Origin of the sequence: Geodermatophilus dictyosporus, assembly GCF_900115505.1 — a bacterium.
Classification (GTDB): domain Bacteria; phylum Actinomycetota; class Actinomycetes; order Mycobacteriales; family Geodermatophilaceae; genus Geodermatophilus; species Geodermatophilus dictyosporus.
On record NZ_FOWQ01000003.1, the window covers coordinates 628,914 to 647,109 of the forward strand.

17 protein-coding genes are annotated in these 18,196 nt (G+C 76.8%); 11 read left to right on the top strand and 6 right to left on the bottom strand.

Annotation, left to right across the window (positions count from 1 at the left end; all coding sequences use genetic code 11):
• Positions 1 to 2 precede the first annotated feature (2 nt).
• On the top strand, positions 3 to 2,063 hold the full coding sequence (locus BMZ33_RS10285) for a M3 family metallopeptidase (protein WP_091109497.1): 2,061 nt from the start codon (positions 3 to 5) through the stop codon (positions 2,061 to 2,063).
• Positions 2,064 to 2,185: 122 nt separating this feature from the next.
• Here BMZ33_RS10285 and BMZ33_RS10290 read toward each other — a convergent pair whose 3' ends face one another.
• Complete coding sequence (locus tag BMZ33_RS10290) at positions 2,186 to 2,506, bottom strand: RNHCP domain-containing protein (protein WP_091109499.1); 321 nt, start codon at positions 2,504 to 2,506, stop codon at positions 2,186 to 2,188.
• Between the two features lie 26 nt (positions 2,507 to 2,532).
• The gene (gene greA, locus BMZ33_RS10295; protein ID WP_091109502.1) at positions 2,533 to 3,033 is read right to left on the bottom strand and encodes a transcription elongation factor GreA; all 501 of its coding nucleotides are present in this window, start codon (positions 3,031 to 3,033) and stop codon (positions 2,533 to 2,535) included.
• A gap of 219 nt (positions 3,034 to 3,252) precedes the next feature.
• On the opposite strand from greA, the gene mca reads away from it, so the two are divergent.
• Positions 3,253 to 4,140: a mycothiol conjugate amidase Mca gene (mca, locus tag BMZ33_RS10300; RefSeq protein WP_091109504.1), complete on the top strand. Its 888-nt coding sequence runs from the start codon at positions 3,253 to 3,255 to the stop codon at positions 4,138 to 4,140.
• A complete protein-coding gene (locus BMZ33_RS10305; protein WP_091109507.1) occupies positions 4,137 to 4,484 on the top strand; it encodes a hypothetical protein in 348 nt (115 codons plus the stop codon). The genes mca and BMZ33_RS10305 overlap by 4 nt, the downstream gene beginning before the upstream one ends.
• A 27-nt stretch (positions 4,485 to 4,511) precedes the next feature.
• On the opposite strand, the gene BMZ33_RS10310 is transcribed toward BMZ33_RS10305, so the two are convergent.
• On the bottom strand, positions 4,512 to 7,457 hold the full coding sequence (locus BMZ33_RS10310; RefSeq protein ID WP_169064137.1) for an AfsR/SARP family transcriptional regulator: 2,946 nt from the start codon (positions 7,455 to 7,457) through the stop codon (positions 4,512 to 4,514).
• A 160-nt stretch (positions 7,458 to 7,617) separates the two neighbouring features.
• Here BMZ33_RS10310 and BMZ33_RS10315 point away from each other — a divergent pair, with 160 nt between their 5' ends.
• Positions 7,618 to 8,244 (top strand): FMN-dependent NADH-azoreductase, encoded by a 627-nt coding sequence (locus BMZ33_RS10315; protein WP_091109899.1) that lies wholly within the window; start codon positions 7,618 to 7,620, stop codon positions 8,242 to 8,244.
• A 73-nt stretch (positions 8,245 to 8,317) separates the two neighbouring features.
• Positions 8,318 to 9,580, top strand: a complete 1,263-nt coding sequence (locus tag BMZ33_RS22680; protein WP_169064138.1) for a PhzF family phenazine biosynthesis isomerase — start codon at positions 8,318 to 8,320, stop codon at positions 9,578 to 9,580.
• A 56-nt stretch (positions 9,581 to 9,636) separates the two neighbouring features.
• On the opposite strand, the gene BMZ33_RS10325 is transcribed toward BMZ33_RS22680, so the two are convergent.
• Complete coding sequence (locus BMZ33_RS10325; protein WP_091109510.1) at positions 9,637 to 10,194, bottom strand: AMIN-like domain-containing (lipo)protein; 558 nt, start codon at positions 10,192 to 10,194, stop codon at positions 9,637 to 9,639.
• A 293-nt stretch (positions 10,195 to 10,487) separates the two neighbouring features.
• Between BMZ33_RS10325 and BMZ33_RS10330 the strand changes: the two genes are divergently transcribed.
• A complete protein-coding gene (locus BMZ33_RS10330; protein ID WP_091109512.1) occupies positions 10,488 to 11,096 on the top strand; it encodes a hypothetical protein in 609 nt (202 codons plus the stop codon).
• A gap of 121 nt (positions 11,097 to 11,217) precedes the next feature.
• On the top strand, positions 11,218 to 12,471 hold the full coding sequence (locus BMZ33_RS10335; protein ID WP_091109515.1) for a geranylgeranyl reductase family protein: 1,254 nt from the start codon (positions 11,218 to 11,220) through the stop codon (positions 12,469 to 12,471).
• Between the two features lie 31 nt (positions 12,472 to 12,502).
• On the opposite strand, the gene trhA is transcribed toward BMZ33_RS10335, so the two are convergent.
• Positions 12,503 to 13,318, bottom strand: a complete 816-nt coding sequence (gene trhA, locus BMZ33_RS10340) for a PAQR family membrane homeostasis protein TrhA (RefSeq protein WP_091109518.1) — start codon at positions 13,316 to 13,318, stop codon at positions 12,503 to 12,505.
• A gap of 136 nt (positions 13,319 to 13,454) precedes the next feature.
• Between trhA and BMZ33_RS10345 the strand changes: the two genes are divergently transcribed.
• The 4 genes from BMZ33_RS10345 to phoH2 all read left to right on the top strand — a co-directional run bounded on the left by BMZ33_RS10345 (position 13,455) and on the right by phoH2 (position 17,346).
• Positions 13,455 to 14,234 (top strand): isoprenyl transferase, encoded by a 780-nt coding sequence (locus BMZ33_RS10345; protein ID WP_169064139.1) that lies wholly within the window; start codon positions 13,455 to 13,457, stop codon positions 14,232 to 14,234.
• A gap of 13 nt (positions 14,235 to 14,247) precedes the next feature.
• Complete coding sequence (locus BMZ33_RS24445; protein ID WP_091109523.1) at positions 14,248 to 15,465, top strand: DUF885 domain-containing protein; 1,218 nt, start codon at positions 14,248 to 14,250, stop codon at positions 15,463 to 15,465.
• A 4-nt stretch (positions 15,466 to 15,469) separates the two neighbouring features.
• On the top strand, positions 15,470 to 15,808 hold the full coding sequence (locus BMZ33_RS10355) for a hypothetical protein (RefSeq protein ID WP_091109525.1): 339 nt from the start codon (positions 15,470 to 15,472) through the stop codon (positions 15,806 to 15,808).
• A gap of 242 nt (positions 15,809 to 16,050) precedes the next feature.
• The gene (phoH2, locus tag BMZ33_RS10360) at positions 16,051 to 17,346 is read left to right on the top strand and encodes an RNA 5'-3' helicase PhoH2 (RefSeq protein WP_091109528.1); all 1,296 of its coding nucleotides are present in this window, start codon (positions 16,051 to 16,053) and stop codon (positions 17,344 to 17,346) included.
• A 73-nt stretch (positions 17,347 to 17,419) separates the two neighbouring features.
• Here the strand turns inward: phoH2 and BMZ33_RS10365 are convergent, their stop codons facing one another.
• The gene (locus BMZ33_RS10365; RefSeq protein WP_091109530.1) at positions 17,420 to 17,836 is read right to left on the bottom strand and encodes a hypothetical protein; all 417 of its coding nucleotides are present in this window, start codon (positions 17,834 to 17,836) and stop codon (positions 17,420 to 17,422) included.
• Between the last annotated feature and the right edge of the window lie 360 nt (positions 17,837 to 18,196).

Consider the following 18,196-nt stretch of genomic DNA (forward strand, 5'->3'; position numbering starts at 1 on the left):
CGATGAGCGCCGAGCCCGCCCCCGCCCCGTCCAACCCGCTGTCCGCCGAGTCGCCGCTGCCCTACGGGCTGCCGCCGTTCGCCGACGTCACCCTCGAGCACTGCCGCGAGGCGGTGCTCGCCGGCATGGCCGAGCAGCGCGCCGAGCTGGCCGCGATCACCGGGTCGGCCGAGCCGCCGACCTTCGCGAACACCGTCGAGGCGCTCGAGCGCTCCGGTGCGCTGCTGCGCCGGGCCGAGGCGGTGTTCGGCAACCTGGCGTCGTCGCTGTCCTCGCCGCGCCTGCGGGAGATCGAGCGCGAGCTCGCGCCGCTGGAGGCCGCGCACGCCGATGCCCTGCGGCTGGACCCGGAGCTGTTCGCCCGCGTCGACGCCGTCCACGCCGCCCGGCACTCCTCCGGCCTGGACCCCGAGGCCGTCCGGCTGGTCGAGCGCCACCGCCTCGACCGGGTGCTCGCCGGCGCCCGCCTCGACGAGGCCGGCCGCACCCGGCTCTCGGGGCTCAACCGCGAGCTCTCCGAGCTGTCCACGCGGTTCGGGCAGAACCTGCAGCTGGCCACCGAGGCCGCCGCCGTCCGGGTGGCCGACGCCGCCGGGCTCGACGGGCTGGCCGAGGAGGAGCTCGCCGCCGCGGCCCGCGCCGCCGCCGACCGCGGGCTCGAGGGGTACGTGCTGCCCCTGCTGCTGCCCACCGGCCAGCCGGTGCTGGCCAAGCTGCGCGACCGCGAGCTGCGCCGCCGGGTGTTCGAGGCCTCGGTGTCCCGGGCGTCGTCCGGGGAGCACGACAACGGGCCGGTGGCCGCCCGGATCGCCCGGGTGCGGGCCGAGCGCGCCCGGCTGCTCGGCTTCGCCACCCACGCCGACCTGGTCCTGGCCGACCAGACCGCCGGCAGCACCGCCGCCGTCGACGCGATGCTGGCCTCGATGGTCGGCCCGTCGATGGCCAACGCCCGCGCGGAGGCCGCGGCGCTGGCCGAGGTCGCCGCCCGCGACGGCGTGACCGAGCTGGCGCCGTGGGACTGGGCCTTCTACAGCGAGCAGGTGCGCGCCGAGCGGTACGCGGTCGACACCGCGGCGCTGCGGCCCTGGTTCGAGCTGGACCGGGTGCTCGTCGACGGCGTCTTCCGGGCCGCCGAGCTGCTCTACGGCCTGCGCTTCACCGCGCGCCCCGACCTCGCCGGCTACCACCCCGACGTCCGGGTGTGGGAGGTCAGCGGTCCCGACGGCGAGGGGATCGGGCTCTACCTCGGCGACTTCCTCGCCCGCGAGGGCAAGCGCGGCGGGGCGTGGATGAGCTCCTTCGTGACCCAGTCGCGGCTGCTGGGCACCCGGCCGGTCGTCGTCAACAACCTCAACGTGGCCCGCGCGCCGGAGGGCCGGCCGACGCTGCTCACCCTCGCCGAGGTCGACACGCTCTTCCACGAGTTCGGCCACGCCCTGCACGGGCTCTGCTCCGCGGTCACCTACCCGCGCTTCTCCGGGACGGCGGTGCCCCGGGACTTCGTCGAGTTCCCCAGCCAGGTCAACGAGATGTGGGCGCTGTGGCCGGAGGTGCTCGGCCACTACGCGCGGCACGTCCAGACGGGGGAGCCGCTGCCGGCCGCCGTCGTGGAGGCGATCGACGCCGCGTCGCTGTGGGGCGAGGGCTTCGCGACGCTGGAGTACCTCGCGGCCACCCTGCTCGACCAGGCCTGGCACCGGATCACCCCGGAGACCGAGGTCGGCGACCCGGCGGAGTTCGAGCGGCGGGCGCTGGAGGAGGCCGGCGTCGCCTTCGACCTGGTGCCGCCCCGGTACCGGACGACGTACTTCCAGCACGTCTTCGCGGGGGGCTACGCGGCCGGCTACTACTCCTACATCTGGTCGGAGGTCCTCGACGCCGACACCGTGGAGTGGTTCAAGGAGCACGGGGGGTTGCGGCGGGAGAACGGCGACGCCTTCCGCGAGCGGCTGCTCTCCCGCGGCGGCTCGGTGGACCCCCTGGAGGCCTTCCGCGCCGTCCGCGGCCGCGACGCCGACCCCGCGCCGCTGCTGCGCCGCCGCGGCCTGGCGCCGAGCAGCTAGGGGCCGTCAGGCCCGGTCGTGCCGAGTGGGCCACGGAGGGGTCCCGCGCAGGCGCGACGCAGCGGCTCCGCGGCGGGTGGGGACGGCACCTGGCCGCGGTGCGGTCCGGTAGGACCGCGGTGTCACAGCCAGGGGAGGCTGAGCACCAGGTCGAGGTCGTCGGGCGCGTCGCCGTCGCGGACCAGCCGGTTGGGCTGGCGGTGGCCGCACGCCGTGCAGCGGTGCACCACCTGCCAGCCCTTGCCCGACTTCTCCACCAGCCCGATCGGCTCCATCGGCTGGCGGCACCCGCTCGCGCGGTCACCGGGCAGGTCGTCGACGTGCAGCGACCACAGGCAGAACGGGCAGTGGTTGCGGTAGTGCCCGTCGGTGTTGGCCGGGACGGCGCCGGAGCAGTGGACGCAGGTGAAGCCGGTGTTCTCCGCCCGCCGGGACCGGGCCATGCCCGTGACGGAGCGCGGGGCTCGGGTCAGGGGACGAACGGCTCGACGGCGACGACCTCGACGGTGATGTCGCGGCCGTTGGGCGCCTGGTAGGTGACCGACGTGCCCGGCTTCGAGCCCAGGATCGCCGAGCCCATCGCCGACTCCGGCGAGTAGACGGCGAGGTCGGTGGTGCCGGCGATCTCGCGCGAGCCGAGCAGGAACTTCTCGGTCTCGTCGTCGCCCTGGAAGCGGATCGTGATGACCGTGCCGAGCTCGGCGGTGGTCGCCGTCGTCGGCGGCTCGCCCACCCGCGCCTTGCGCAGCAGGTCGGTGAGCTGGCGGATCCGGCCCTCCTGCTTGCCCTGCTCCTCCTTGGCGGCGTGGTAGCCGCCGTTCTCCTTGAGGTCGCCCTCCTCGCGGCGGGCGTTGATCTCGGCGGCCATGGCGGGCCGGCCGGCCACCAACTGGTCGAGCTCGGCCTTCAGCCGGTCGTGGGCCTCCTGGGTCAGCCAGATGCCCTGCTCGTGCTCAGTGGGGGTGGTCACGCGGGGGACTCCTGCAGCAGCTCGGGGGCCGCCTCCCGGTCGAGAGGCGGCGACGTCGATCCGACGAAGCTAACACCGGCCGACGGCGCCACGCACGGACCCGGGGTCCGTTGCGGGGACGGCGGAGGTACCCGGGAACACAGTGACGAGCAGCACATCCACCCGTCCGGATGGCCGGGGGCGCGGCACCCCGTCGTCGACTCGGGGGACACTGGTCCGGTGACCGAAGCAGACCCGATGCGCCTGCTCGCCGTGCACGCCCACCCCGACGACGAGTCGAGCAAGGGCGCGGCGACGATGGCGAAGTACGTCGCCGAGGGCGTCCAGGTGATGGTGGCGACGTGCACCGGCGGCGAGCGCGGCTCGGTGCTCAACCCGGCGCTGGACCGGCCCGAGGTGTGGGAGCGCCTGCCGCAGCTGCGCGCCGAGGAGATGGCGCGCGCCCGCGAGATCCTGGGCGTCGAGCAGGAGTTCCTCGGGTTCGTCGACTCGGGCCTGCCCGAGGGCGACCCGCTGCCGCCGCTGCCCGAGGGCTGCTTCGCGCTGGTGCCCACCGAGGAGGCGGCCGCACCGCTGGTCGCGCTCATCCGCCGGTTCCGCCCGCACGTCGTGCTCACCTACGACGAGCGCGGCGGCTACCCCCACCCCGACCACGTCAAGACCCACGACGTGTCGGTGCTGGCCTTCGAGGCGGCCGGCGACCCCGAGCGCTACCCCGACCTGGGGGAGCCCTGGCAGCCGAGCAAGCTCTACTACCACATGGGCTTCACGCTGACCCGCACGCGGGCGCTGCACGAGGCGATGCTCGAGACCGGCGCCGAGTCGCCCTACGCCGAGTGGCTGGCCACCTGGGACCCCGCGCGCGACATGTCCCACCGGGTGACCACCCGCGTGCCCTGCGCGGAGTACTTCCCGGTCCGCGACGCCGCGCTGATCGCGCACGCCACCCAGATCGACCCGCACGGCCGCTGGTTCGCCTGCCCCATGGACCTGCAGCAGCGGGTCTGGCCGACCGAGGACTACGAGCTGGCCCGCTCGCTGGTCGACTCCACCCTGCCCGAGGACGACCTGTTCGCCGGCATCCGCAGCGAGGTGCCCGTCCTGTGAACGCCGTCGCGACCGGTGCCGTCCTCGCCGCCGCCGAGGAGCTGCCCGAGGACGTCGGCAAGTCCGGCCCGCTGGGGCTGCTCCTCGTCCTCGTGCTGCTCGTCGCCGCGGTGCTGCTGGTCAAGTCGATGAGCGGGCACCTGAAGAAGCTGCCGCGCAGCTTCGACGACCCCGAGGACGACGGGCCGGCGATCGTCGTCCCCGACACCCCGGCCGAGCTGGTCGACCCGCCCCGGCAACCCGGGCAGGACCTGCTCGACACGCTGCGCCGGGCGCCCCGCGCCATCGAGGGCCCGCGCCCGGAGCGCGGGGACGGCGGCCGGACGGACCCGCAGGCGCGCTGACGCCGGCGCGGTCCCGGCACCTCCCGGTCAGAGGAGGTCCTCCGGGCGCCGTCGCCGCCCGTCGGCCACCGCCGCCGCGCAGGCGTCCCCGAGCGCCGCGTGCAGCCGGGGCCGCCACCGGTCGTGCCACCGCGCCTGGACCGGGGTGCGCGGGAGGCCGGCCGCCTCCCGCACCTCCTCGGCGCAGCCCAGCAGCCGGGCGGCGGCCCGCGCGTCGCCGCGGGCCAGGGTGGCCTCCGCCAGCAGGTCGAGGCTCTCCGCGAGGGCGGCGCGGTGGTCGAGGTCGAGGGCGGTCCGCGCGGCCCGGCGGTACCGCTCCGCGGCCGTGCCCGGATCGCCGCGGCGCAGGGCCACGCGGCCCAGCGTCTGCAGTGCCGCGGTGACGCCCTCAGGGTAGCCGGTCCCCTCGAACACCGCGAGCGCCTCCCCGGCCAGGTCCCCGGCCGCCGTCAGGTCGTCCCCGGCCAGGCAGGTGCGGGCGTGCTGCTCCAGGCAGAGGCCGACCAGGTGCCGGTCACCGGCGCGGTCGAGCACGGGCCGGGCCTGGACCAGCAGCTCCAGGGCGCCGGTGGAGTCCCCGGCGTCGAGGGCCGTGCGGGCGCGCAGCACGAGGGCCAGGCCCGCGCCGCTGTCGGAGCGCACCGACCGGTACAGGGCGATGGAGCGGTCCTGCGCCGCGGCGGCCTCGGCGGGCCTGCCCAGCGCCCAGTGGGCCGTGCCCAGGTGCAGGAGACTGCGCGCCTCGCCGCGGACGTCGCCGACGGCGGCGAAGCCGGCCGCCGCCGCCCGGCACTCCCGCTCCGCGGTGCGCAGGTCGCCGACCGACTCGGCGTGCATGCCGCCGGCCAGCCGCAGCCAGGCGTCCAGCCGCGGCCCGTGCGGTCCGGCGGCCCGCGCCGCGGCCACCCAGGTCCGCGCCTCGGCGAAGGTGCCCTCGTAGGACCAGTACCAGGACAGCGCGCACACCAGCCGGGCACCGACCCCGGCGCGGGACGGTGTGCCGTCGAGGGCGTGCCGCAGGGCCGCCCGCAGGTCGGGCCCGGCCGTGCGCAGGTCGGCGAACCACCCGGCCTGGTCGGCGCCGCGGATGCTGCGGTCGGCCTCCTCGGCGAACGCGGCGTACCACCGGGCGTGCCGGTCCCTGCTCGCCTCCGCCGCCGCCGGGTCGCGCGCCAACCGGCCGGCGGCGTGGGTGCGCACGGTCTCCAGCAGCCGGAAGTGGTCCTCGCCCGCCGCGGTCACCAGCGACTGGCGGACCAGTGCGAGCAGCAGCCGGAGGCCGTCCGCGGGGAGGTCCGCGCCGGCGACCTCCACCGCCGCCTCGAGCGGGAACGCCCCGGCGAAGACCGAGAGCCGGTCGAGGAAGGCCGCCTCCTCGTCGGACAGCAGGCCGTAGCTCCAGTCCATGACCGCGCGCAGCCCCGCGTGCCGCCCGGTGCCCTCGCCCTCGCCGAGCAGGCGCACGTGGTCGCCGAGCAGCGCCGCGGTCTTGGCCGGGCTGAGGGCCGCGGCGTGGGCGGCGGCGAGCTCGATGGCGAGCGGCAGCCCGTCGAGCAGGCGGCAGACGGCGGCGACGTCGCGGGCGTTGCCGGCGTCGAGGACGAAGCCGGGGCGGGCCTCGGCCGCCCGCTCGGCGTACAGCCGCACCGCCGGGGACGCCGTGACCGCCGGCAGGTCGGCGTCCCCGGTGGCCGGGAGGGGCAGCGGCGGCACCGGCCGGACCAGCTCGCCCGGCACGCCCAGGGGACGCCGGCTCGTCGCGAGGACGGCGAGGCGGGGGCAGCCGGCGGTGAGGGCCCGCACCAGCGCGGCCACCTCGCCGGCCCGGTGCTCGCAGGTGTCGAGCACCAGCAGCGCGTCGCGCCCACCGATCCCGCGCACCAGCTCGGGGACGGCGTCGTCGGTGGAGGTCAGGCCGGTGCCCGTGGCGGCGGCGACGGCCGCGACCGCACCGCCCGGGGGAGTGTCGGCGAGGTCGGTCCACCACACGGTGCGCTCGGCCGCGCGGACCGCCTCGACCGCCAGGCGGGTCTTCCCGGCGCCGCCGGGGCCGGTGAGGGTGACCAGCCGGTGCCGGGACAGCGACCGGCGGAGCGTGGGCACCTCGTCGTCCCGGCCGACCAGCGACGTGAGCGGCAGCGGCACGGGGGACGGCGCGGTCCGTTCCGCCGGCGGCGGTTCGGCGCGGGACGGCCCGGCCGGTGGCGGTGCGGGTGGCGCGTCGAGTGCCGGGTCCTGGTGGAGCACCCTGCGGGCGAGCTCCTGGAGCTGCGGCCCGGGGTCGAGGCCGAGCTCCTCGACTAGCGTCGCGCGGGCGGCCTCGAGGACGGCGAGTGCCTCGGCCTGGCGGCCGGCGCGGTAGAGCGCGAGCGCCAGCTGCCCGTGGAGGCGCTCGCGGTAGGGGTGCTCGCGCACCAGCCGGCCGAGATCGGGCAGGGCCTCGTCGGACCGCCCCAGGGCCAGCAGGGCCTCGGCGCGTGCCTCGTGGGCCTGCAGCCGCAGCTCCTCGGCCCGGGCGACCTCGCCCCGCGCGAAGTCCTCCTCGGCCACCTCGGCCAGTGCCGGCCCGCGCCACAGGGCGAGCGCCTCGGTGGCCGCCCGGAGGCGGTCGGCGGGGGGCGCGGCCGGCGCCCGGCCGGCCGTGACCAGCCGTTCGACGCGGAAGAGGTCGACGGTGTCCGGGGCGGTGGCGTGCGGGGGTACGGCGAGCCGGTAGCCGGCCGGGGTGTGCTCGATCCGCAGCCGCGTGCCGGCGAGCGTGCGGCGGAGGTAGGAGACCAGGACCTGCAGGGCGTTGGCCGCGTCGACGGGGAGCTCGTCGGTCCACAGCCGGTCGATCAGCGTGCCCGGCGCCACGGGGCCGCCCCGCTCCAGCAGCAGCGACAGCAGGAGCCGGCGGGGCCGGCCGCGGCGGACCGTCACCGGGATGCCCTCCCGCCGCAGCTCCAGCGGGCCCAGCACCAGCAGTTCCACCGGCCGGCTCCCGTGCGACGTCCGTGACCGCGACGACCGCAAGCTACCCGCTGGGCGGGGGGCGGACGGCTGGTGCGGCCGTGACAGCGGCGTGACAGGTCGGGGGAGCACGGTCGGGACCCGACGCGGCGCAGGGCCGCGGCCGAACGGAGGAGTCCCGATGTCCCGACTGCTGCACGTGTCCGCCTCGCCGCGCGGCGCCCGCTCCGAGTCGCTGGCCCTGGCGGCGACGTTCCTGGACACCTGGCGCGAGCTCAACCCCCTCGACGAGGTCGACACCCTCGACCTGTGGGACGGCAGCCTGCCGGAGTTCGGGCCGACCGCCGCCGCGGCCAAGATGACGGTGTTCGCCGGCGGCGTGCCCGAGGGCGCCGAGGGCGAGGCGTGGGCGCGGACGGTGGCGACCTTCGAGCGCTTCGCCGCCGCCGACCGGTACCTGTTCAGCGTCCCGATGTGGAACGCCGGGATCCCCTACGTCCTCAAGCAGTTCATCGACGTCGTCAGCCAGCCCGGCATGCTCTTCGGCTTCGACCCGGAGGCCGGCTACACCGGTCTGCTGCAGGGGAGGAAGGCGGTCCTCCTGCTGACCAGCGCGGTGTACGGTCCCGGGCGCCCGCCGTCCTTCGGCTCGGACTTCCAGGCGCCCTACCTGCGCGACTGGCTGGCCTGGGCGGGGGTGTCCGACGTGCAGGAGGTCCACCTGCGCCCCGGGCTGGTCACCGCCGACGCCGCCGGGGACCGCCGGCGCGCACACGCGGCAGCCCATGACGTGGCGGCCAAGTTCTGAGCCGGTCGAGCCGGTCCGAGGAGGAGCCGTGACCCCGCCAACCGTGACCCCGCCAGCCGTGACCCCGCCAGCCGTGACCCCGTCCAGCGACGACCGGGACGACGCCGAGGCCGTCGTCCGCGGCTTCCTGCGCGACGTCCGCTCGGGGGAGCGGCCCGAGCGCGCCGGCCGGTACCTGGCCGCGCGGGTCCGCGCGCACCAGGGCCGGCCGGGGGCCGAGCACGGTGTCGTGACCCGGACTCCGGAGGACTACGCCGACCACGTCCGGGACATGCTGCGCGCCCGCGGGCCGTGGACCTTCGAGGTGACCGGCGTCGAGGCGTCCGACGGGTACGTGGAGGCCCGGTGGCGGCAGGCCGGCGCGGTCGCCGCGGAGGGATCCGCTCGGCGCCGGCCGGTGGTCGAGCACGGCTGGGCCCGCTACCGCGTGCGCGACGGCCGGATCGACGAGTACTGGATCGACGCGCGGGAGCAGGCGGCCCCGGCACCGGGCGAGGTCCTGCGGTACACCGCCTTCAGCACCGACCCCGGCGGCGGCAACCCGGCCGGCGTCGTCCTGGACGCGACCGGCATGACCGACGCGCAGATGCTGGCCACCGCCGCCGGGGTCGGCTTCTCCGAGACGGCGTTCCTCCTGCCCGGCCCGGACCCCGTCGGTGTCCGCTACTTCAGCCCGCGCGCCGAGGTGAGCTTCTGCGGGCACGCGACCATCGCCACCGCCGTGGCCGTCGCCGAGCGCTCGGGAGCCGGGCGGATGCGGCTGGCGACCGCGGCGGGGCAGGTCGAGGTGGTCACCGACCGCGCCGACGACGGGACCTGGCGGGCCACGCTCACCAGCGTGCCGCCGAGGACGGCGCCGCTGGAGGACGCCGACCTCCGGGGACTGCTGTCCGCGCTGCGCTGGTCGGAGGCCGACCTCGACCCGGGCCTGCCGCCGCGGGTCGCCTACGCGGGTGCCTGGCACCCGGTCCTGGCCGCCCGGACCCGGGCGCGGCTGCGCGACCTGGACTACGACCGGGAGGCCCTGGCCGACCTCATGGCGCGGCGCGGCTGGACGACCGTCGACCTCGTCTGGCGGCAGGACGCCACGACCTTCGTCGCGCGCAACCCGTTCCCGCCCGGGGGCGTGGTGGAGGACCCGGCCACCGGCGCGGCGGCCGCCGCGCTGGGCGGGTACCTGCGCGAGGGCGGGCACGTCGGGCTGCCCGCCGTCCTCACCGTCCGGCAGGGCGAGGACATGGGCCGGCCCAGCGTCCTCACCGTCGAGGTGCCCGAGGACCCGGGCAGCGGCATCCGGGTCAGCGGCAGCGCCGTCGCCCTGCCCGCGGCCGGCTGAGCCCGCACGGGCGACCGGGGCCCGGGCCGGCAGCCGCCGGCCCGGGCTCCGCTCGCTCACCAGCGGTGCGCCACGTCGACGACGAGCCGCGACCCGTCGCCGGGGCCGTCCAGGACCACCACCCGGAACGGCAGCCGGGCGCGGACGCCCAGGCCGACGGTGCTCTCGCCCTCGAAGGACTTCGCCCACGCGACCTGGCGGAAGGTGCTGTAGCCGGCCACGTCCACCGCCTCGGCGTCGTCGGGCGGGTCGTAGGTGGCCGCACCGCCGCCGGTGTACGCCGGGGTGTGCACCAGCACCTGCAGGTCGGCCGCCCCGCGCAGCGGGACCGGCACGCCCGAGCCGTCCTGCAGCACCTCCCGGACGTAGCGGACGTCGTAGGACACCTCGGAGGCGTCGACCCCGTCGAGGTCGAGGACCAGCCGGTCGTAGCAGGCGTGCCGCCCGGCGCGGACGTCGTCGAGGGTGCCGCCGCCGTCCTCGACGACGGACTCGGGCACCGAGCCCCACGCCGTGCTGCAACCCGGCGCGGCGGAGGCGGGCAGGACGCTGCCGGCGACGGCGGCCGCCGCGGCGGCCAGGACGACGGCGGTGCGGGTGCGGGTGGTGCTCATGGCGGGCTCCCGGGGTCAGGGGGGCAGGTGGTGCGGACGAGGAGAGAGTCCGCCCGACACGTGCCCGCCACCATGGCTCCACGTGCCCGCAGGTGCCGATCCTCCGCGCTCCCTGTCGGCACATCTCGACCAACGGAGGCGCCGGGACGGGGACACGGACCGGCACATCCCGCCACCGTCACCGGTGGGTGGCCGACCGTCACGGGACCTGTTCGCTCCCGGCGTGGTGCCCGCCCGGCCGTCGGGCGCTACCGTGTAAGCGTGTAATCTGCACGAGTCACGAGGAGGCCGTCGTGCACGGACACCACCGCTTCGCCGATCCCCCCTTCGCCCGCACGGGCGCCCCCGGCTTCCGCGGGCGCGGACCCGGCGGCCGTGGTCGCGGCGGCGAGGGCCCGCCGCCGGTCGACCGGGCCGAGGTCGCCGGCTGGTTCGCCGGGCGGCTGCCCGACGGCTGGTTCACCGGGCCGGCCGAGATCACCGTGGACCGCGACGAGATCCTCGTCGTCGGCACGCTCGCCGAGCCCGACGCCGGCGAGGGCGACCCCACGGCCGCCCGGGCCGGGCGGATCGCCCGGTTCCGCGAGGACACCCGCGAGCAGCGCATGGCCGTCGCCGACGCCGCCCAGGCCCGCTACGGCCGCTCGGTGGCCTGGGGCGCCGCCTGCGGCGACGTCCGGGAGGTGTTCACCAACGCCTCCGTGCCGGTCATGACCCGCCTGCGGCAGCCCGAGCGGCTGGTCCTCGACACCCTCGTCGACGCCGGGGTCGCCCGGTCCCGGTCCGAGGCCCTGGTGTGGGCGGTCCGCCTGGTCGGGCAGAACGCCGACAGCTGGCTGACCGAGCTGCGCGAGGCCATGGCCTCGGTGGAGGAGGTCCGGGCCCGCGGCCCGCAGCCGTGAGCTCTGCGCGGCTGCCGGGGTGAGCCGCTGACCGACGCGGACCGGCCGGAGGCGGGGCCGGCTGCCGGCCGGTTCCCGCTGCTCGGCCGGCGCGTCGTCCCGACCAGGGACACTGGGGGACGTGCCCGCCGCTGCCGCCGTCCCCGCCGCCACCGACGTGCTCGTGGTGGGGGCCGGTCCGGCCGGGTCCGCCGCGGCCGCCTGGGCCGCCCGCGCCGGGCACGACGTCCTGCTCGCCGACGCGGCCGTGTTCCCCCGCGACAAGGCCTGCGGTGACGGCCTGACCCCGCGCGCGGTCGCCGAGCTCGACCGCCTGGGCCTGGGCGACTGGGCGCGGTCCCGCGCCCGCAACCGCGGGCTGCGCGCCGCGGGCTTCGGCCGGGTCTGGGAGCTGCCCTGGCCCGGCGGGGCCTTCCCCGACCACGGCAGCGCCGTGCCGCGCACCGAGCTCGACGCCCGCATCCGTGCCTGCGCGCTGGCGGCGGGCGCGGCGCCGCTGGAGGGCGCCCGGGCCGTCGACGTCGAGCGCGACGGCGACCGGGTCACCGGTGTGGTGTTCCAGACGGCGGGGGAGGAGACGGTCACCGTCGGCTGCCGGAGGCTGGTCGTGGCCGACGGCGTCCGGTCGCCGCTGGGCCGGGTGCTCGGTCGCGAGTGGCACCGCGACACCGCCTACGGCGTCGCCGCCCGCGGCTACGCGCGCTCGGGCCGGGCGGACGACGAGTGGATCTCCTCGCACCTGGAGCTGCGCGGCGCCGAGGGCGAGCTGCTCTCGGGTTACGGCTGGGTGTTCCCGCTGGGCGCCGGGGCCGGGCAGGTGAACATCGGCGTCGGCACGCTGGCCACCGCCCGCCGTCCGGCCGGGGTGGCGCTCAAGTCGCTGCTGGAGGTGTACGCCGACGCCCGCCGGGAGGACTGGCGGCTGGAGGGGCCGGTCGAGGCGCCCGCGTCGGCGCTGCTGCCCATGGGCGGGGCGGTGTCCGGCGTGGCCGGGCGCAACTGGGCGCTGGTGGGCGACGCGGCCGGCTGCGTGAACCCGCTCAACGGCGAGGGCATCGACTACGGGCTGGAGACCGGGCGCACCGTCGTCGACCTGTTCGGCTCCGGCGACTGGTCGCGGGCCTGGCCGGCCACGCTGCGGGAGCACTACGGCGAGGCGTTCTCCGTCGCCCGCCGGCTGGCCGGGCTGCTCACCGTCCCGCGCTTCCTGCCCGCGGCCGGGCCGGTCGGCATGCGCTCCCGGGCGCTGATGACGGTGGCGCTGCGGGTGATGGGCAACCTGGTCACCGACGAGGACCGCGACCTCGTCGCCCGCGCCTGGCGCACCGCCGGCCGCGTCTCCCGCCGGTTCGACGACCGCCCCCTGTTCGCCTGACCGGTCCGGGCACGTCCGCGGACGTGCCCGCTCAGCCGACGAAGGGCGAGTTGTACATCGCGAAGTAGACGGCGATGTAGTGGCAGATCGCGGCCACGATGGTCATCGCGTGGAAGACCTCGTGGTAGCCGAAGACACCGGGCACCGGGTTGGGCCACCGGACGGCGTAGGCCACCCCGCCGAGGGTGTAGAGCAGCCCCCCGACCGCGAGCAGCACCAGCGAGGTGACGCCGGCGATGTGCAGGATGTCGGTGAGGATGAAGACGGCGACCCAGCCGAGGCCCACGTAGAGCGGGACGCCCAGCCAGCGCGGCGCCGTCGGCCAGGTGAGCTTGAGGCAGACGCCGGCCAGCGCCCCCGCCCAGACACCGACGAGCACCCAGTAGCCGGTGGGCTGGTCGACGGCGAGCAGCGAGAACGGCGTGTACGTGCCCGCGATGAACAGGAAGATCATCGAGTGGTCGAGCCGCTTCATGAGCTTCCAGCCGCGCGGTGACCAGCGCCGCCGGTGGTAGAGCGCGCTGATGCCGAACAGGCCGCAGATCGTCAGGCAGTAGACGGCCACGGAGAACCCGGCGCGGGCGCCGAGCACCGAGCCGAGCGGGACCAGCACGGCGCCGGCGACGATCGCGCCGAAGAAGGCGAACAGGTGCAGCCAGCCGCGCATCCGCGGGCGGGTGTCGGGGTGCTCCCAGTCGCCGTCGGCGAAGTCCTCGGCGGTCCAGGTCCGATCGACCTGCTGGCCCTCGCCGAGGACGGTGGCGACGGCGGGGCCGCGCGGGGCCTCGATCTCGGCCCCGTCGGCCTGCACCCGGACCGGCTCGCGGGCGTCAGGAGCACCGGTCATGTGCCGAGGTTACGGAGCGCCGGGGAGGGCTGCACCGTCGGCGAGCTGTGAGCTCCCCGGCACCCGGCCGGCTCCGGGACCCGGCGCGCCGGGACGGCTGCGGAACGTGTCCGGCCGGGGGCCTACTGTGTCCTGCGTGGGGGCGCGTCAGTGGGCACGCGACGTCCTGACGCAGCTCTACGAGCGGCGTCTGGCGCGGCAGCTGGTCGGTGCCGACGTCCCCCGCCACGTCGGGGCGATCATCGACGGCAACCGGCGCTGGGCCCGGGCCACCGGCCTGCTCGACCCCAACGCCGGGCACCGCCGCGGCGCCGACCGCATCGCCTCCTTCCTCGGCTGGTGCGACGAGGCCGGCGTCGAGGTGGTCACCCTCTTCCTCCTCTCCACCGACAACCTCTCCCGGCCCGAGCCGGAGCTGACGCCGCTGCTGCGGATCATCGAGGGCGTCGCCGAGGACCTCTCCGCGCCCGACCGGCGCTGGCAGCTGCGGCCGGTGGGCGCGCTCGAGCTGCTGCCGGCCGAGACCGTCGCCGTGCTCAAGGAGGCCGAGGAGGTCACCCGCGGCCGCCCGGGTGCCCACGTCAACCTCGCCGTCGGGTACGGGGGGCGGCGGGAGATCGCCGACGCCGTCCGCTCCCTGCTGGCCGAGCACGCCAGCCGGGGGACGACGCTCGACGAGCTCGTCGGCGTGCTCGACGTCGAGCACATCGCCGAGCACCTCTACACCCGCGGCCAGCCCGACCCCGACCTGGTGATCCGCACCAGCGGCGAGCAGCGCCTGTCGGGCTTCCTGCTCTGGCAGACGGCGCACTCGGAGTTCCACTTCACCGACGTCTACTGGCCCGACTTCCGCCGCGTCGACTTCCTCCGGGCGTTGCGTGCCTACGCTGCACGCCACCGCCGCTTCGGTGGCTGAGAGACTGGCGCCCATGGCAGCCGGCGCGGTCGACGTCCCCCTCGAGTACGTCCGGCTGGGTCTGCGCTTCGACCGCCTGGAGGCCGGGTTCGTCGACGCCTACACCGGTGAGAAGCGGATCCGCGCGGAGGTGGAGAGCGAGCCGGCGCCCACGCCGCAGGGCCTGCGCGACCAGGCGCGGGCGCTGCTGCAGGAGCTCGAGGTCTCCGGGCTGCCCGCCGACCGGGCCGGCTTCGTCCGCGGCCAGCTCACCGGGCTGGAGTGCAGCGCGCGGAAGATGAGCGGCGAGCCGGTGGCCTTCCTCGACGAGGTGCGCAGCTACTTCCAGGTCGACCTCACCCTCGGCGACCCGGCCGACTACGCCGCCGTGCACGCCGAGCTCGACACGCTGCTGCCCGGCGAGGGCACGCTCGCCGAGCGGTACGCCGCGCACCGCCGCCGCGAGGAGTGCCCGCCGCAGCGGCTGGGCGAGGCCGTGCACGCGCTGTCCAGCGCGCTGCGCGACCGGGTCCGCGGCCGCTACGGCCTGCCCGAGGCCGAGACGGTGCGCTACGAGATCGTCACCGACAAGCCGTGGTCGGGCTTCAACTACTACGAGGGCGACTACCGGTCGCGGGTCGCGATCAACGCCGACCTGCCGCACCGGCTCAGCCAGCTGCCGCACCTGGTGGCCCACGAGTCCTACCCCGGCCACCACACCGAGCACTGCCGCAAGGAGCGCGGGCTCGTGGAGCGGGCCGGGCACCTCGAGCACACCGTCTTCCTGGTCAACACCCCCGAGTGCCTGATGGCCGAGGGGCTGGCCGACCTCGGCGTCGACGCCTCGATCGGTGCGGGCTGGGGGCCGTGGGCCGCCGACGTGCTCGGCGACCTCGGGCTGCGCTTCGACGGGCACCTCGCCGAGCGGATCGCCGCGGCCGCCGCCCCGCTGAACCGGGTGCGCCAGGACGCCGCCGTCCTGCTGCACGACCGCGGCGCCGACGCCGACGAGGTGGCCGCCTACATCCGGCGCTGGTCGCTGGTCAGCACCGAGCGTGCCCGCCAGCAGCTGCGCTTCCTCACCCACCCGCTGTGGCGGGCCTACATCACCACCTACGTGGAGGGCTACGACCTGCTGCACCGCTGGCTGGCGGCCCGGCCGGCCGGGCAGGACGTCGCCGACCGCTTCGTCCGCCTGCTCGACGAGCCGCTGACGCCGGCCGTCGTCACCGCCGAGCTGCCGGCCGGCTGAGCCCGTGTCCCGCCGCGATCCGGGGGAGGCCCGCGTCCTGGGGCTGTGGACGGCGGGCTGGCTGTTCGCGCTGCTGTCGGCCGGGATCCTCCGCTTCGGCGACCTCTCGGTGCAGTGGCCGGTGCTGCTGGTGCCCGTGCTCTGGGGGGCGGTGGCGCTGCGGCCGCGGCGCCGGGCCCGGGCCCGCGGGCGGCAGGCGTACGACGAGGCCGACGACGACCTGCGGGGTTGGCCGCCGCGCGACGACGTCCCGCCCCCCGGCCGGCCCGCGCCGACCCGGGAGATGCCGGCGTCCTGGCAGCAGCCGTGGCCGCCGGGCACCCGGGACCGCCGCCGCGGCTGACCCCGACGGGTGGGGCGGCTGGGACCGGTGGTCCCTCCGACGGAGGACACGCCTCCCGCCCGTCATGTGACCGTCACCTCCCCGCTCTAGCGTCCGGGGTGGACGACGGGCCCGTCCCGCCGTCCACGGGAGGCCCGGTTGGTGCTGACGAGTTCGTCGACCTGGGGGCCGGTGCCCGGCCCCTGTGCCGGGGCCCGGCCACCTTCGAGCCGGGGCGCGCCGCGCCCGTCGGGAGAGAATCCGTGACCGCTCGCCGCACGTACGTCCTCGACACCTCCGTCCTGCTGTCGGACCCGGGCGCGCTGCTGCGCTTCGGCGACGCCGACGTCGTGCTCCCGCTCGTGGTGATCGGGGAGCTCGAGGACAAGCGGCACCACCCCGAGCTGGGCTGGTTCGCGCGGCAGGCGCTGCGCTTCCTCGACGACCTGCGGGTGGCCCACGGCCGGCTCGACGCGCCCGTGCCGGTCGGTGAGGAGGGCGGCACCGTGCACGTGGAGCTCAACCACAGCGATGCGGCGGTGCTGCCGGCCGGCTTCCGCAACGACGGCAACGACAGCCGGATCATGGTCGTCGCGCTCAACCTGCGCGCCGAGGGCCGCGACGTCTGCCTGGTCACCAAGGACGTGCCGCTGCGGGTCAAGGCGGCGGCGGTCGGCCTGGCCACCGACGAGTACCGCGCGCTGGACGCCGTCGACGCCGGGTGGACCGGGATGGCCGAGGTGTCGGTGGACGACGCCGAGCTCGGCGCGCTGTACGACTCGGGGGAGGCGCGCGTGCCGGCCGCCGCGGAGCTGCCGGCGCACACCGGGCTGGTGCTGCTGTCCTCGCGCGGGTCGGCGCTGGGCCGGGTGACGCCGGACAAGCAGGTGCGGCTGGTGCGCGGCGACCGAGAGGCGTTCGGCCTGCACGGGCGCTCGGCCGAGCAGCGGATCGCGCTGGACCTGCTGCTCGACCCCGACGTCGGGATCGTCTCGCTCGGCGGGCGGGCGGGGACGGGCAAGTCGGCGCTGGCGCTGTGCGCGGGGCTGGAGTCGGTGATGGAGCGGCGGGCGCACGCGAAGGTCGTCGTCTTCCGGCCGCTGTACGCCGTCGGCGGGCAGGAGCTCGGGTACCTGCCCGGCAGCGAGGGCGAGAAGATGTCGCCCTGGGCGCAGGCCGTCTACGACACCCTCGGTGCACTGGTCTCCAAGGACGTGCTCGAGGAGATCGCCTCGCGGGAGCTGATCGAGGTGCTGCCGCTGACCCACATCCGCGGGCGGTCGCTGCACGACTCGTTCGTGATCGTCGACGAGGCGCAGTCCCTCGAGCGCGGCGTGCTGCTCACCGTGCTGTCGCGGCTGGGCTCGGGCTCGCGGGTGGTGCTCACCCACGACGTCGCCCAGCGGGACAACCTGCGGGTGGGCCGGCACGACGGCGTCGCGGCGGTGGTCGAGCAGCTGAAGGGGCACCCGCTGTTCGCGCACGTGACGCTGACCCGTTCCGAGCGCTCGCCGATCGCCGCCTTGGTCACCGAGATGCTCGAGGACCTGCCCTTCTGACCCGCGCTACCGGTGTTCCTCGTGCTCCGCGGGTGCTGCAGGACCGGCGCAGTACGAGGAACACCGGCAGTGGTCAGGCCCGGCGTCGCCGGCGGGCCTGCAGCGCCCGGCCGCCGAGACCGGCGAGCACCCCCGGCCGGTCGAGGTCGCCCCAGGTCCGGCGGACCGTGCCGTGGTCCTCGGCTCGCATGGCGTCCTCCCTGCGCTTCTCGTCGGAGACCGCGTCGCCCGCGGCCTGGCCCGGGCGCAGCAGCCGTCCGTACTCCACCCGCCCGTCGGACTCCCCGAGCAGCCGCTCGCCCTCCCACACGAAGTCGGTGCGGCCCGGGAACGTCCCGTCCGGGGCGTGGACCGGGTGCTGCAGGTCGCTCGGCGCCAGGCCGAGCCGGTGCAGGAGGACCCGGCTGCGGCTCTCGCCGACACTGCCGCTCCGCCCGTCCGCGAGGGCGACCGCGCGAGCGGCCCGACGCGCCCCGCGGGTGCCCACCACGGCGGCCCGTGCAGGACGGCGGCCGACTCGTGGCTGACGACGGCGTCCCGGCGCAGGCCGGCGGGGGTCGCCCGCACGAGGAGACGGTGGCGGTCGGTGTGCTCGGCAGGCGGCTGGCCGTCGACGTAGGTGCCGCGGCGGACCCGCGTCAGGTCACCCGACCGGCGGGCACGGGCGATCTCGTCGTCGTCCCAGTCGCTCGTGACCAGGTCCCGGCGGAGGGCCAGCGGGGGGAGGGAGGTCGCGTCCACACGGAGACGGTGGCGGGCACGGGAGCCGGTGCGCGGCCCCGACGTCCACCCGTGGACGGTGTTGCTGCCGGTGGACGGCCGGGTTGCCGGTGGTCCTCGCGTCGCGGGT

Bases quoted from the DNA above. Each gene is read 5' to 3' on its own strand.
- BMZ33_RS10290 (WP_091109499.1), bottom strand. From the start codon at position 2,506: ATGGCCCGGTCCCGGCGGGCGGAGAACACCGGCTTCACCTGCGTCCAC.
- BMZ33_RS24445 (WP_091109523.1), top strand. From the start codon at position 14,248: ATGGCAGCCGGCGCGGTCGACGTCCCCCTCGAGTACGTCCGGCTGGGT.
- BMZ33_RS10315 (WP_091109899.1), top strand. From the start codon at position 7,618: ATGTCCCGACTGCTGCACGTGTCCGCCTCGCCGCGCGGCGCCCGCTCC.
- BMZ33_RS10325 (WP_091109510.1), bottom strand. From the start codon at position 10,194: ATGAGCACCACCCGCACCCGCACCGCCGTCGTCCTGGCCGCCGCGGCG.
- BMZ33_RS10285 (WP_091109497.1), top strand. From the start codon at position 3: ATGAGCGCCGAGCCCGCCCCCGCCCCGTCCAACCCGCTGTCCGCCGAG.
- trhA (WP_091109518.1), bottom strand. From the start codon at position 13,318: ATGACCGGTGCTCCTGACGCCCGCGAGCCGGTCCGGGTGCAGGCCGAC.